The 13,042-nt window shown below is 47.4% G+C and carries 17 protein-coding genes; 15 read left to right on the top strand and 2 right to left on the bottom strand.

What is annotated here, in order from left to right; all coding sequences use genetic code 11:
* The first annotated feature begins 7 nt into the window (after window positions 1-7).
* The 5 genes from hisB to hisI are packed head-to-tail and all read left to right on the top strand — an operon-like array spanning window position 8 to window position 3,165.
* Window positions 8-607: an imidazoleglycerol-phosphate dehydratase HisB gene (hisB, locus tag G7Y46_RS03395; protein ID WP_165252496.1), complete on the top strand. Its 600-nt coding sequence runs from the start codon at window positions 8-10 to the stop codon at window positions 605-607.
* Window positions 604-1,248 (top strand): imidazole glycerol phosphate synthase subunit HisH, encoded by a 645-nt coding sequence (gene hisH, locus G7Y46_RS03390; protein WP_165252494.1) that lies wholly within the window; start codon window positions 604-606, stop codon window positions 1,246-1,248. Before hisB ends, hisH begins: the two co-directional genes overlap by 4 nt.
* A gap of 3 nt (window positions 1,249-1,251) precedes the next feature.
* Entirely contained in the window at window positions 1,252-2,046 is a 795-nt protein-coding gene (gene hisA, locus G7Y46_RS03385; protein ID WP_165252492.1) for a 1-(5-phosphoribosyl)-5-[(5-phosphoribosylamino)methylideneamino]imidazole-4-carboxamide isomerase, read from the top strand.
* Window positions 2,047-2,811: an imidazole glycerol phosphate synthase subunit HisF gene (gene hisF, locus G7Y46_RS03380; RefSeq protein ID WP_165252490.1), complete on the top strand. Its 765-nt coding sequence runs from the start codon at window positions 2,047-2,049 to the stop codon at window positions 2,809-2,811.
* A gap of 36 nt (window positions 2,812-2,847) precedes the next feature.
* Window positions 2,848-3,165, top strand: a complete 318-nt coding sequence (gene hisI, locus G7Y46_RS03375; protein WP_165252488.1) for a phosphoribosyl-AMP cyclohydrolase — start codon at window positions 2,848-2,850, stop codon at window positions 3,163-3,165.
* Here hisI and G7Y46_RS03370 read toward each other — a convergent pair.
* Entirely contained in the window at window positions 3,162-3,584 is a 423-nt protein-coding gene (locus G7Y46_RS03370) for an Rrf2 family transcriptional regulator (RefSeq protein WP_165252486.1), read from the bottom strand. The genes hisI and G7Y46_RS03370 overlap by 4 nt on opposite strands.
* Window positions 3,585-3,724: 140 nt before the next feature.
* Between G7Y46_RS03370 and nifS the strand changes: the two genes are divergently transcribed.
* The 9 genes from nifS (at window position 3,725) to G7Y46_RS03325 (ending at window position 11,191) form a co-directional block, all read left to right on the top strand.
* On the top strand, window positions 3,725-4,951 hold the full coding sequence (gene nifS / locus G7Y46_RS03365; RefSeq protein ID WP_165061364.1) for a cysteine desulfurase NifS: 1,227 nt from the start codon (window positions 3,725-3,727) through the stop codon (window positions 4,949-4,951).
* A 104-nt stretch (window positions 4,952-5,055) separates the two neighbouring features.
* On the top strand, window positions 5,056-5,514 hold the full coding sequence (gene nifU / locus G7Y46_RS03360) for a Fe-S cluster assembly scaffold protein NifU (protein ID WP_165061429.1): 459 nt from the start codon (window positions 5,056-5,058) through the stop codon (window positions 5,512-5,514).
* Between the two features lie 181 nt (window positions 5,515-5,695).
* Window positions 5,696-6,823 carry a cell division protein FtsZ gene (ftsZ, locus tag G7Y46_RS03355; RefSeq protein WP_165061367.1) on the top strand — a complete coding sequence of 376 codons (1,128 nt, stop codon included), beginning with the start codon at window positions 5,696-5,698 and terminating at the stop codon, window positions 6,821-6,823.
* Window positions 6,824-6,839: 16 nt separating this feature from the next.
* The gene (locus G7Y46_RS03350; protein WP_165252484.1) at window positions 6,840-7,682 is read left to right on the top strand and encodes a polyphenol oxidase family protein; all 843 of its coding nucleotides are present in this window, start codon (window positions 6,840-6,842) and stop codon (window positions 7,680-7,682) included.
* A gap of 8 nt (window positions 7,683-7,690) precedes the next feature.
* Entirely contained in the window at window positions 7,691-8,380 is a 690-nt protein-coding gene (locus G7Y46_RS03345) for a YggS family pyridoxal phosphate-dependent enzyme (RefSeq protein WP_165252482.1), read from the top strand.
* Window positions 8,381-8,482: 102 nt separating this feature from the next.
* Entirely contained in the window at window positions 8,483-9,271 is a 789-nt protein-coding gene (locus G7Y46_RS03340; protein ID WP_165252480.1) for a cell division protein SepF, read from the top strand.
* Window positions 9,272-9,285: 14 nt separating this feature from the next.
* Complete coding sequence (gene proC / locus G7Y46_RS03335) at window positions 9,286-10,107, top strand: pyrroline-5-carboxylate reductase (protein WP_165252478.1); 822 nt, start codon at window positions 9,286-9,288, stop codon at window positions 10,105-10,107.
* On the top strand, window positions 10,107-10,361 hold the full coding sequence (locus G7Y46_RS03330) for a YggT family protein (RefSeq protein WP_165061382.1): 255 nt from the start codon (window positions 10,107-10,109) through the stop codon (window positions 10,359-10,361). Before proC ends, G7Y46_RS03330 begins: the two co-directional genes overlap by 1 nt.
* Before the next feature lie 56 nt (window positions 10,362-10,417).
* Window positions 10,418-11,191 (top strand): DivIVA domain-containing protein, encoded by a 774-nt coding sequence (locus G7Y46_RS03325; protein ID WP_165252476.1) that lies wholly within the window; start codon window positions 10,418-10,420, stop codon window positions 11,189-11,191.
* Window positions 11,192-11,243: 52 nt separating this feature from the next.
* On the opposite strand, the gene G7Y46_RS03320 is transcribed toward G7Y46_RS03325, so the two are convergent.
* Window positions 11,244-11,951, bottom strand: coding sequence for a LuxR C-terminal-related transcriptional regulator (locus G7Y46_RS03320; RefSeq protein ID WP_241157036.1), 708 nt, complete (start codon window positions 11,949-11,951; stop codon window positions 11,244-11,246).
* Between the two features lie 149 nt (window positions 11,952-12,100).
* Here G7Y46_RS03320 and G7Y46_RS03315 point away from each other — a divergent pair, with 149 nt between their 5' ends.
* Window positions 12,101-13,036: an ABC transporter ATP-binding protein gene (locus G7Y46_RS03315; RefSeq protein WP_241157035.1), complete on the top strand. Its 936-nt coding sequence runs from the start codon at window positions 12,101-12,103 to the stop codon at window positions 13,034-13,036.
* Window positions 13,037-13,042 lie beyond the last annotated feature (6 nt).

Genomic DNA, 13,042 nt, shown 5'->3' with positions numbered 1-13,042 from the left:
TGGCATTATGGGCACGAACAAGCGTAGTGCGAAAGTAAAACGCAAAACGCGCGAAACAGATATATCTGTTGAGATATGTTTGGATGGCACGGGTGTATCTAATATACAGACCGGGGTTGCATTTTTTGACCATATGTTGGATGCGTTTGCGCGTCATGGTTTATTCGATTTAACTGTACGCGCAAAAGGCGACTTAGAGGTAGATGCGCATCATACGGTTGAAGATACCGGCATTGTTATAGGACAAGCGATATGTGAGGCGCTGGGCGATATGCGCGGCATTAATCGGTTTGCTAGCCCTGCCGTTCCTATGGATGAAGCGCTGGTTATGGCTGCGATAGACATATCGGGGCGTGGCGCGCTGTATTGGCGCATGGATGTGCCAATAGAGGCAATATCTACTTTTGATACGCAGCTGGCAAAGGAATTTTTTGTGGCGCTGGCAACTAATGCTCGCCTTACTCTACATATGGAGCAATTCGATGGCGAAAATGCACACCACATAATTGAAGCGGCGTTTAAGGCGTGTGGGCGCGCTTTGTGTCAGGCGGTGGCAATAAATCCGCGTATAGCCACCAACTTGCCCAGCACGAAAGGTTCGCTTTGATAGTTGTAGTTGATTATCTGAAAGGAAACTTGCGCTCGGTTGCACGAGGGCTTGAAGCGGCTGGCGCGAAGGTGGCTATTTCGCAGGATGCCGATGTTATTGTTCGTGCAGATGCTATAGTGTTGCCCGGGGTTGGAGCATTTACCGATGCTATGAACACAATGCGCGATTTAGGTCAGGATCAGGCAATACTTGAAGCACATAGGCGTGGCGTGGCGTTTTTGGGTATATGTTTGGGAGAGCATCTTATGTTTGAAGGCGGCGAAGAGCATGCAGAAAACAATGCTCCTACGCCGGGGCTAGGTCTTATTCGCGGAATAGTCAGCAGTATGCCACGCACCGATGCGGCTAATAAGGTGTACAAAGTTCCGCATGTTGGTTGGAACACAATAGATATTACGCGCAGCGATAATAGCGCGGCATTGCTTGAGGGCATTGCTAGTGGCACGCACTTTTATTTCACTCACAGCTATGTTGCCCCAGAAAGCGCAGCTACAATTGCGCATACTACGCATTCCATAACATTTCCGAGTGTAGTACAAACAGGGAATGCTTTCGGCGTACAATTTCATCCCGAAAAAAGCTCAGACGCTGGTGCTAAAGTGCTAGCCAATTTCGTTAACTTCGTTAGGAAGGGTTAAGCTATGTATCTGCTTCCCGCTATAGACATATTAGACGGACGGGCTGTGCGGCTGGCGCGCGGTGATTATTCAAAAGTTACCGTCTATCAAGACGACCCAGCGCTTCAAGCGCAACTGTTTGAGGAAGACGGCGCACAGTGGGTGCACGTGGTCGATCTTGATGGGGCAAAAGAAGGCAAGCCTAAAAATTTGGATGTAATTAAGCGCATTCTGCAACGTACTAACTTGAAGGTGGAAGTTGGCGGCGGCGTGCGCAGCCTTGATACATGTAGGCGCTTGGCTGATGTGGGTGCTTCGCGCATGGTGCTTGGAACGGCGTTGGTTAAGAATCCAGATATGGCTCAGGCGGCACGTGAGAAATTTGGTCCAGATATGCTTACGTGTGGCATAGATGCCGACAAGCACGATGTAAAAGTAGAAGGTTGGGTGCAGGGCGCTGGCGTGAACGCCCTAGAACTGGCGCAGAAGATGGGAGCGCTCGGGTTTGAGCACATGGTTTATACCGACATTGCGCGCGATGGTATGCGCACTGGCATTTCGGCGGCGGCATATGTAGAAATGTCGCAAGCGTTTGGCAATCCGGTGGTGGCAAGCGGCGGAATAGCCATGTTGGCTGATATTGTGGAATTAGCGCGCGTTTCAAGCGCTATAGAGGGCGTTATAGTCGGTCGCGCAATATATGAAGGTGCGTTTAGCGTGGCTGATGGAATAGCTGCTTGTGCGGGAACTCTAGAGTTTGAACCGGATTTCGCAGAGCAACTTGAAAAGCCGCTTACGATAAAAGATTTGGAGAGCTAAGTGCTTACCAAACGTGTAATTCCTTGTATGGACGTGCGCGATGGGCGTGTTGTCAAAGGCGTGAATTTTGTGAATTTGCGCGATGCGGGCGACCCAATAGAGCTTGCGCAGCGCTATGACGATGAGCGCGCCGATGAAGTTATTTTTTTAGATATAACCGCCACAAGCGACGATAGGGCAACTACGGTTGATTTAGCCAGTCGCGCTTCCGAACAACTGCGCCTACCTTATACGGTTGGTGGTGGCTTTCGCAGCGTTCAAGACATACGACGCATGATATCTGCCGGAGCCGATAAAGTATCGGTTAACTCGGCAGCTGTTGCTAATCCGCAGCTAATAACTTCTGCGGCTAAGGCATTTGGAACGCAAGCCATCATAGTGGCAATAGATGCAAAACATTGTGCTGGTAGTGCTGATAAGTGGGAAGTGTATGTTGCAGGCGGGCGCAAAGCTACCGGAATAGATGCTGTTCAGTGGGCGCAAGAAGCTGCGCGACGTGGCGCGGGCGAAATATTGCTTACCAGTATGGATAGGGACGGCAGCCGTGAAGGCTTCGATTGCGCGCTAACGCGCTCAGTGGCGCGGGCAGTAAATATTCCCGTTATTGCTAGTGGAGGCGTGGGCAAGTTGGAACATTTTGCGCAGGGCATTTTAGAGGGCGAGGCAGATGCGGTCTTAGCTGCTAGCGTTTTTCATTTTGGCGAACTTTCTATTCGGCAAGTTAAAGAAGACATGGCGCGTCACGGAATTCCTGTGCGCCTATAGCTGCCTACAGTTTTTCGCGAAGTTGAGGTGATATTGGTGCAAGTTTGCGAATTGAAATACAACGAACAAGGGCTTATTCCTTGTATTGTTCAAGATGCCGATACGCTAGAAGTGCTTATGATGGCATGGATGAATGAAGAATCGCTGCGACGCACATTAGACACAGGGCAAACATGGTTTTGGTCGCGCAGCCGCAATGCATTGTGGCACAAGGGCGCTACAAGCGGGAATACGCAAGAAGTTGTAGAAGTGCGCTACGATTGCGATGCCGACACGCTGCTTGCATTGGTGCATCCAGCAGGACCAGCATGTCATACAGGTAATCGTACTTGCTTTTATCAGCAACTTTCCTAAGTGTTAGCGGTGCCAGCGCTTTCTTTAATCACATCTGCCAGAGTGCGGCTTTCCAGATAATTGATTATTGCGTGCTGCATGCCGCCCCACACATTGTGAGATATGCAGTTATCTTCGCGCTCGCATGCGCTTAGGCAACCCAAGCAATCTAGCAACTCTATTCCGTCTTCACTGGCATTTACTATATCGGCTAGGGTTATTTCTTCGGGCGGGCGCGAAAGTTGAAATCCTCCACGATTGCCGCGCGTTACATTTAATAGCCCAGCTTGCGCCAGCGGAGCCACAACCTGTTCTAGGTATTTTTTCGAAATTCCTTGGCGATCTGCCACGTCTTTCATCGATATGCAGCCGCTACCCCAATGCTCGGCGACATCTATCATAAAGCGCATTCCGTAACGTGTTTTGGTGGATATCTTCATCTAGCCTTATATCTTTTCAATTCGGGTTTGTAACTATACTGATGAATTTTACATCTTGACAATGTATATCACGACGCTATATTTAAGTCTAGTAAAAAACTAGACTTAAATTCGAATACATAAGACAAAGAGGTTATGCAATGAAGCAGGTATATTTAGACAATGCGTCAACAACGCCTGTTCGCCAAGAGGTTCTTGATGCTATGCTGCCGTACTTTATGGATGAATTTGGGAATCCTTCTTCAATTTATCCACTTGGGCAAAGCGCTTCAGATGCGGTTGCGCAAGCACGCCAAACGATAGCCGACCTTATAGGTGTCAAGCCTACGGAAATATTTTTTACATCCGGTGGAACAGAGGCGGACAATTGGGCTATCAAAGGTTATGCGCATGCAAACAAACAGCGCGGTCGTCACATAATAACTAGTGCAATAGAACACCATGCTGTACTACATACGTGTCAGGCGCTCGAAAAGGATGGCTTTGAGGTTACTTATCTTCCGGTTAACCCAGACGGGCTTATTTCTGTGGCAGATTTCAAGGCAGCTATTCGCGAAGACACAATTTTAGCCACCATTATGTTTGCCAATAACGAAATCGGCACGATAGAGCCCATAGCTGAACTTGCCGCTGCAGCTAAAGAGCGTGGCGTTGCATTCCATACAGACGCTGTTCAGGCGTTTGCTCATTTGCCAATGAATATTGGCGAGCTGGGAATAGATATGCTTTCAGCAAGCGCGCATAAGCTAAACGGTCCAAAAGGTGTTGGGCTTTTGTATATTCGCCGCGGCACCAAGGTAGACAATTTGCTAGATGGCGGTCAACAAGAGCGGGGTCGTCGTGCTACTACTGAAAATGTACCCGGCATTATTGGCTTTGCGAAAGCGGTAGAACTTGCCATCGGCAATCTTGAAGCTGAATATAATCGCCAGCTGGAAATTCGCGATTATGCAATACGGCGCATCTTAGATGAAATTCCCCACGCCAAGCTAAATGGTAGCTGGGAAAGCCGTTTGGCAAACAATATTAATTTCAGCTTTGAATTTATTGAGGGCGAGGGCATGCTATTGCAATTAGCCGCGCGCGGCATATGCACATCTTCTGGTAGCGCATGCACATCTGGGTCGCTTGATCCTAGCCACGTGCTTTTAGCGATAGGGCTTCCGCACGAGATAGCGCACGGGTCGCTTCGTATAAGTCTTGGGCGCGATACGACCAAGGAAGATATTGATTTCGCTATTGATTCACTGAAAAACACATTGCAGAATCTTCGCAGCATGAGCCCGCTGTACGAAGATTACAAAAATGGTCATTATGCAGGCATAATGGACGGTTATAAGAATAGCGGTATGGCGAACGTTAATTAATTACCAGCAATAGAGCAGCAGGTCTTGAAAAGGTTAAACGCGCAAATAGCACTTTTGTAAAGCCTGTTTTGCCATCATATGAAAGAGAGAAAACAACAATGGCGATGAACTATTCCGAAAAGGTAATGGATCATTTCACTAATCCACGCAATGTGGGTGAAATAGAAGGATGCAGCGGATGCGGTACTGTTGGAAACGCTGTCTGTGGCGACATCATGCGCATCTATTTAGATATAGACGATCAAAACATTATACGAGATGCGAAATTTAAGACTTTTGGATGCGGTGCTGCTATTGCTACTTCTAGTATGGCTACCGAATTAATAAAAGGTAAAACTGTGCAACAGGCGCTTGAAGTTACAAATAAAGCTGTTATGGACGCGCTGGACGGATTGCCGCCGGTAAAAATTCACTGTTCGCTTTTGGCAGAAGAGGCTATTCATGCGGCACTTTGGGATTACGCCGAGAAAAACGGAATAACCATTGAAGGTTTAGAGAAGCCAGTTAGCGACATAAGCGAACACGAGCATTTAGAAGTTGTTAGTGATGAGGAAGACCTATAAAAGCCCATTTGGTTGCTCTGAATGCTTCTTACCGACAACATACTACGTTCATAACTTGTATTTATGATTGCATCAGGTGCGCTTTGGTGTACAATTTCTTATTACTTATGCCGTGCGCACAGGGCGCGCGTGCGCGAATAAAAAACGCAGCACTATAACGCAGCAGCTTGGAGGATTCTAAATGCCGAACTACACAAGCGATCATCTGGCGGTCATCAAAGTAGTAGGCGTCGGTGGCGCCGGCACTAACGCAGTTAACCGAATGGTCGAGTCTGGTGTGCGCGGGGTTGAATTTATCGCCGTAAACACCGATAGGCAGGCACTGCTTATGTCAGATGCCGATAAAACTATACACATTGGTGAAGAGCTTACTCGCGGTCTTGGTGCCGGGGCGAACCCTGAGGTGGGGTGTCAGGCAGCAGAGGAAAGTCGCTCTGAAATACGCGAGGCGCTAGCTGAAGCCGATATGGTTTTTGTTACAGCCGGCGAAGGTGGCGGAACTGGTACAGGCGCTGCTCCTATTGTGGCTGAAATTGCTCGCGAGGAAATTGGTGCGCTTACCGTTGGTATAGTAACTAAGCCGTTTGGCTTTGAAGGGCGCTTGCGTCGCAACCAAGCTGAGCAGGGCATCGAACTTTTGGCTGGTAAGGTAGATACGCTAATCATAATTCCAAACGATCGTTTGCTTGAAATTGTAGATAAGAAAACTTCCATGGTTGATGCGTTCCGCATCGCTGATGATACGCTGCGTCAAGGTATTCAGGGCGTAACCGACCTAATTACAATTCCGGGTCTTATCAACCTTGACTTTGCAGATATTCGTACCGTTATGAAAGATGCCGGCACCGCCATGATGGGCATCGGTCTTTCCTCTGGCGAAAATCGCGCACTCGATGCAGCGCAGCAAGCCACAAATTCCAGCTTGCTTGAGGCATCTATTCAGGGAGCAAGCCGCGTGCTGTTCTCTATTGCTGGTGGTCCCGATCTAACGCTTACTGAAGTGTCGGATGCTGCACGCACTATAGAAATGTGCGCTGATGAAAACGCAAACATTATCTACGGTCAGATAATTGATCCAGAGATGAAAGATGCAGTTCGCATTACCGTTATTGCTACCGGTTTCTCAAATGTTCCAGCACAGTCTTCAATGGATTTCTCGGCGCGCCCAGCCATGCAGGATATGTTTGCATCTCCCGAGCCGGCTCCTGTCGTACAACCAGCAACTCAGACATCATTTGGTAGCAATTCTTCCGGTAGCCGCTTTACCGATAACGACTACATTCCCGATTTTCTAAGGCGTCAAAGCTAGCGTTGTCGGTTTTTGCATGCAACCTAATTATCTCCAAATGCCCGAACTGCGCGAAAGCGCATCGTCGGGCATTTCGTTTCTGACTGACGATGCGCTTTTCCGTGCGTGCGGTGTGCGCATAGCGTTTACTGGGCGCGCAGGTGGAACAAGCGCGCCTCCGTTTGATACTCTTAATTTAGGCTCACATGTTGGTGATGATGCAGCCGCTGTAACTAGGAATAGGGAATTAGCGCTAGAGGCTTTAGGCGCTGGGCATGCGCACGCTGTAACCCTAAATCAGATTCATGGTTGCAATGTTGTTCGCATTAATTCAGAAAGTGAACTTGATAGTGTGCGGGCGAAGGCAGCTAAAGGTGCCGATGCCATAGTGGTAAGCGCTTGCAATATTGCACCGATTCTATGTTTTGCCGATTGCGTTTCGGTTATAGCCGTGGCTCCGTCGGGAAATTTTGCAGTAGCTCATGCAGGATGGCGCGGCGTTATAGCTAAAACTGCCGTAAAAGCAGTACGAATGCTTATAGATTTAGAAGCGCATACCACAATTAAACCCGACATAACTCAAATTGCTAGCAGTATTAATGTATATATAGGTCCACATATTGGCGCATGTTGCTTCCAAACAGGTCAAGATGTACGGGAGCAATTCATTCAACAGTATGGCAAAAGTGTTCTATCGGGTGCCGATTGTGTCAATTTATCTTACGCCATCGAATTCGATTTAAAATCAATTGGTATTGACGCGCGACGCATTGTCAATTGCGGTATATGCACAGTTTGTAATTCACAAAATTACTTTTCATATCGCGCATCTGGCGGAAAATGCGGAAGACATTCGGCAATAGCCGTGCGCGTTTGTTAGGAGCAACAATGGGAATTGCGCAACAATATAAGCAAGTGGCTGCGCAGGTGCGCCACGAATGCGAGCGTGTTGGACGTGCGCCTGATAGCGTTACGCTTTTAGCTGTTTCGAAAACTGTCGGACTTAGTGGGGTAGAGCAAGCAATAGAAGCTAATGCCGACCAATTTGGAGAGAATCGTCCAGATCAGCTTGTCCAAAAAGCGCAGGCATTTCCTAATGAAAAATGGCATTTCATCGGAAATATTCAGTCGCGCCAAATTGGTAAAATAGTTCAAAATGCTTATTTAATACACTCGCTTTACGAGAAGAAACATGCTGCAAAAATAAACGATGCAGCTGCCAATATTGGCAAGGTGCAAAGCGTTTTATTGGAAGTGAACGTTTCGGGAGAGCAAAGCAAAAGCGGTGTTAGTCCTGAAGAATTGGCAGACTTAGTTCGATTTTGTGCCGGTCTTCCAAATTTGCGCATAAAAGGTCTTATGACTATGGCACCGCAGGGCAATTTAGATGTTGCGCGACATTGTTTTTCGGGTCTACGAGAGTTATTTGAAAACACGAAGGCTAAAATGGACACACAGCGCATGCAAGATTTCTGCGAACTTTCAATGGGCATGAGCGAAGATTGGCAAGTGGCTATAGAGGAAGGTTCTACCATTGTCCGTATAGGACGTGCCATATTTAGTGATGATTTCGCGTGATGTTTATAAAAAAGTGCAATATAAGGTAATGTTGTTAGATGAATCTGTATCCGTATAAAGCGGTCGCATAACGGCTGCTAGCGGTGAAGGGGACGCTTAAAAATGGCGAATATGGGAGATATGTTCGGCGGAATAAAAGAAAAGCTCGGGTTTGGTAGCAGACAAACTGATGCCGATTACGACGAATATGATGAATACGACGAATATGAAGATGACTACGAAGACGATTACGATGACTATGACGATGGTGCCTACACTCCGCCACATGGTGGGTATGGCAACCGCAATACTGTAACCACACGTGAAGTAGGCGCTTCTGTACCTCGTTTGGTTTCGTACTCTGACGTGCGCGACAGCAGCAGAGCCAGAAACTATTCACGCAGCCGTACAACCGGGTCGGTTGTTGGGCGCACAATGATGGACTCTTCGCTTCCGCGTTCTATGACTCCTGAAGGGGCTGCCGAGGTTTCAGCTGCAGCATCTAGGCGGCATGCGAATGGTTTAGATTCGCTTTTTTCGTCTACTTCGCAGAAGTCAGATTCCGGCGCTTCTTCGCGTTTGGGAGTTATAGGAGCTGCCAGCGCCAATGCAGCTTTGTCGTCTTCTACGGCATCGAATGCAGCTAATCGTGGCTTGCGCATTTTGAAGCCAACAGAATATTCGCAAGTGTCCGAAGTGGCTTCCATGCTTCGTGCGGGCGATGCTGTAGTTTTAGTGTTCAAATCTACTCCTGAAAGCCTTGAGAAGCGGCTGCTTGATTTTTCATTTGGAGTTGCAAGCGCGCTTGGCGCTAATGTGGAATGCATCGGCAGCAAAGTGTTTTCTATAACGGTAGGTCCCGGGCTTTCCGAAAGCGAACAGACTAGCTTACATACGCAGGGAATACTCTAGGAATTTGTGAGCGCATGAATATCTGCATAATCGGATGCGGCAAAATGGGCGAAGCCATATTGGCTGGCTGGTTGGCGGCTGAATCTGGTGCGGCTGCTGCTCTTTCTGCTCAAAATTTTGTCGTGGTTGGGCACACGCAAGAACGTTGCGACTATTTGGCGAAGCGTTATGGCGTGCGGGTACAGCGTCATATGAATGATATTTCCGATTGCTCAATTATTGTGTTGGGCGTGAAGCCGCAGGTTTTAGGCGAAGTGCTGGATAACTTGTCTGCAGTACTTGCGTCATCGCAAGGGGAAGTTCCGCTTGTTTTAAGTATAGCTGCAGGCGTGACCACCTCTACGATAGAGGGCAAACTTAACTCTGGTGTGCGTGTTGTGCGTGCAATGCCGAACACGCCTTTGCAGGTTGGTAAAGGAGCTACTGCAGTAGCCGCTGGGCAAACAGCGTTTGCGGAAGATGTGCGCTTGGTGTGCGACTTATTCAACTGTCTTGGTCTTGCCGTGCAGGTTGAAGAAGACCAAATAAATGCTGTTTGCGCACTTAGCGGGGCAGCACCGGCATATTTTGCTTTAATGATAGAAGCTCTGTCTGCTGCTGGCGCAGATGCTGGTCTTTCCTACGAAACAGCTTGCGCATTGCTTGTTCAAAGCGGATTGGGTACTTTTGATATGATGTGCAAAACAAATCAGACACCTGAGCAAGTTCGCGTTTCGGTTTGCTCTCCCGGCGGTACAACGCTTGCGGCGTTGGCTGCTATGCAGGAAGGTGGCTTCTCAAGTGCTCTGAAAGACGGCGTGCGTGCCGCCATGGCGCGGGCAAAGGAGCTTGCATAATGCTCACATTTATAATTGCACAACTTATTAATGTTTATACGTTTATCATTTTTGTATACGTGCTTATGTCGTGGATTCCTACGAAGCGTGGCGTTTTGGCAGACATTGAAAACGCGCTTGGGAAATTATGCGACCCATATCTCGACTTATTCCGGCGTTTTATACCTCCTATTGGGGGAATGATAGATATTTCGCCTATAGTTGCGATTATTGCATTACAATTAGTCGAGGTACTTTTATATTGGCTGTTCTAGCGCATGGATAAATTTAGAGGGTGAATATTAAGTTCATCCAGCGAAGGGAAACAAAAATGGCAATCACCTCGGAAGACATTCAAAACCAAAGTTTTTCAATCGATCGAAAAGGCTACGATGTTGATGAGGTCGATGTATTCCTAGAGCACGTAGCAGATGAAATTGACATTCTGAATGATCGTATAATCGAATTAGAAGATCAGCTTGCTGAAGCTCAGGATGCTCAACATTCGGCTTCTATTAATCAGGATGTAGAAGCTGCGGAAGACAGAGATGCTAGCAGCGCTGATGCTTCTGAATACGCTAGCTTAATAGCTGAGAAAGACGACATAATTGCCGAACTAGAGCGCCAGTTGGCTGACAAGCAGGCAAACGATGCCGCCATTTCGCAGGCGCTTATTATTGCGCAGCGTTCTGCGGACGAAATAATTGTGAAGGCGAACACGCAGGCTTCTGAGACTATGCAGGATGCGCGCGACGAAGCGGAGCGCATTTTGGCGCGTGCAAACGCTGACAAGCAAGAAGTTATAGATGCAATCCATAGGCTAGAAGATGATCGCGAAGATGCGCGTACTGAATACGCTGAAATGCTGCGCGATATGATAGACGATGCAACTACTAAGCTAAACAACTTAGGATATGATGACGATATTGAGGCTATTCCTTCTGCGGGTGAAATCGATGTTGTCTATGATGAAAATGTTGCAGTTAACTACACTACTCCCGAATCAGAAAATATCGCAACTCCTGCGGCTCCTGTTGCCAGCACATACGAGAAAGACCTCTCTGGCTTTGGAGATGTAGAAGACGACTTTGAAGACGTTGATTAAAACATTTGGGGTCTAATGCTAATCTGGCATTAGACCTCTCCTTACATACAACTCATTTCGAAAGACATAACACCGCTAGTTGGGTTCGATTCTTTAGCTGCTTTTTTGCCAAAATGGAACTTATGTTGTTGCGTACTGTACCTTCGCTTAGGAACAGCTGCTCCGCTATTTCGCGGTTGTCCATCCCTTCAGCTACCAGTGTTGCAATTTGGCGTTCTCTGTCAGTTAGGTTTTCTAGCGGGTCTACTTTGTTTTCTTCGCATGTATAGTCGGCGGGAATTTTCTCCAGCTCTTTTTCCATCGTGTAATTACGCGCAGATAAGTCAATCATCTGTTCGCGCATAACGTCGCGCGAAATTCGCATACCGCGTTTAGCTGCAAAATCGTGGGATGTGCGTATGGCTAAAACAATGCTTGCCACGCATAAGGCAAGCAATGGCAAAGTTTGAGTGGCACCAAACTTAATTGCGGCGAAAGCGCAAGCAATTATTCCAGCAGCCTGTATAACAGGCGTGTGTTCAAACATGCTAAGACCTACTACGACAGGCAGAAAGGGAAGTGCTGGCGCCCATGCTGCACAAATGGCACACGATAAAATTAGCACCGCGCCTCGGATATAAGTATTTTTAATTACTATGGCTGCACACAGAGTAACTAGAGATATTAGTGCTCCAACAATTGAAAATTCACCTGTTCCGCTTACTCCCATGAACGCAAAGCAAATTATCCACATAACCGAACTGTCAACTAATCTTTCCATAACAAAATTATAGCGCCTGAATTGCTTGTGACGATTGTAATGTTTAGCGCTTTGACCTGCGCAAACTTAGTTAGTGACAAATATCACTACCGCTATTTTTGTCCAATATTCAAAATATGCGGTGTTGTAGTTTGGAAGAAGGAGCGAATGTGGATGTTGTAGAGGTTAAGAACCTAGTGAAACGATACGGATCTACCTTGGCGCTAGACCATTTTAATATGGAAATAAAGCAGGGTGAGGTATTCGGATTGTTGGGACCGAATGGTAGCGGGAAAACCACAGCAATAAATTGCATCTTGCAATTGCTTACATATGACAAAGGTGAAATAAAACTGTTTGGCGAGCCTATGAGCCCTACACGCTACGACTTAAAAAAGCGTATAGGAATTGTGCCTCAAAATGTGGCTGTGTTTGAAGAGTTGAATGTTCGTGAAAATATAAACTATTTTTGCGGTCTATATGTTTCCGATGCGAAGCGGCGTAAAGAATGTGTGGACGATGCCATAGAATTCACGGGCTTGCAGGATTACACAAAATTTCGTCCGCGAAAACTGTCTGGCGGCTTGCTTCGGCGTCTAAACATAGCATGCGGAATAGCTCACAAGCCTGAATTGGCATTTTTCGATGAACCCACTGTTGCGGTAGATCCGCAAAGCCGCGCGTCAATTCTGCAGGGAATTTTGGATATGAACAAAGCCGGCACAACTGTGGTTTATACGAGCCACTATATGGAAGAAGTCGAAGAAATATGCAGTCGCATAATGATTATGGACAAGGGTCGCACGCTTGCCATAGGTACTAACACGCAGCTGAAAGTTATGACTGGCATAGGCGAGCGCATAGAGATGGACATTGTCGATCTTCCAGAGGCTGCGCGCGCTAAGGTGCAGGGTTTGGAATGCGTGCAGCGCGCTGAATATGAAGGCAAAACGCTAAGGATTGTTTGCAATAGCGGGCAGCACAATGTGGCTGACATCTTAGAGTGTTTAACTGTATTTGGCGCGCATCCCGGACGCATTTGGGCTGAGCCCCCTACATTAAACGACGTTTTCTTAGAGATTACTGGTCGCGATCTTCGCGATTAAGGTGGG

Source organism: Adlercreutzia sp. ZJ304 (genome assembly GCF_011039075.1).
In the GTDB taxonomy this organism is placed as follows: domain Bacteria; phylum Actinomycetota; class Coriobacteriia; order Coriobacteriales; family Eggerthellaceae; genus Adlercreutzia_A.
This window is presented reverse-complemented; position numbering and strand designations above follow the sequence as displayed.

Bases quoted from the DNA above. Each gene is read 5' to 3' on its own strand.
- hisB (WP_165252496.1), top strand. From the start codon at position 8: ATGGGCACGAACAAGCGTAGTGCGAAAGTAAAACGCAAAACGCGCGAA.
- hisA (WP_165252492.1), top strand. From the start codon at position 1,252: ATGTATCTGCTTCCCGCTATAGACATATTAGACGGACGGGCTGTGCGG.
- G7Y46_RS03370 (WP_165252486.1), bottom strand. From the start codon at position 3,584: ATGAAGATATCCACCAAAACACGTTACGGAATGCGCTTTATGATAGAT.
- nifS (WP_165061364.1), top strand. From the start codon at position 3,725: ATGAAGCAGGTATATTTAGACAATGCGTCAACAACGCCTGTTCGCCAA.
- nifU (WP_165061429.1), top strand. From the start codon at position 5,056: ATGAACTATTCCGAAAAGGTAATGGATCATTTCACTAATCCACGCAAT.
- ftsZ (WP_165061367.1), top strand. From the start codon at position 5,696: ATGCCGAACTACACAAGCGATCATCTGGCGGTCATCAAAGTAGTAGGC.
- G7Y46_RS03350 (WP_165252484.1), top strand. From the start codon at position 6,840: ATGCAACCTAATTATCTCCAAATGCCCGAACTGCGCGAAAGCGCATCG.
- G7Y46_RS03345 (WP_165252482.1), top strand. From the start codon at position 7,691: ATGGGAATTGCGCAACAATATAAGCAAGTGGCTGCGCAGGTGCGCCAC.
- G7Y46_RS03340 (WP_165252480.1), top strand. From the start codon at position 8,483: ATGGCGAATATGGGAGATATGTTCGGCGGAATAAAAGAAAAGCTCGGG.
- proC (WP_165252478.1), top strand. From the start codon at position 9,286: ATGAATATCTGCATAATCGGATGCGGCAAAATGGGCGAAGCCATATTG.
- G7Y46_RS03330 (WP_165061382.1), top strand. From the start codon at position 10,107: ATGCTCACATTTATAATTGCACAACTTATTAATGTTTATACGTTTATC.
- G7Y46_RS03325 (WP_165252476.1), top strand. From the start codon at position 10,418: ATGGCAATCACCTCGGAAGACATTCAAAACCAAAGTTTTTCAATCGAT.
- G7Y46_RS03320 (WP_241157036.1), bottom strand. From the start codon at position 11,951: ATGGAAAGATTAGTTGACAGTTCGGTTATGTGGATAATTTGCTTTGCG.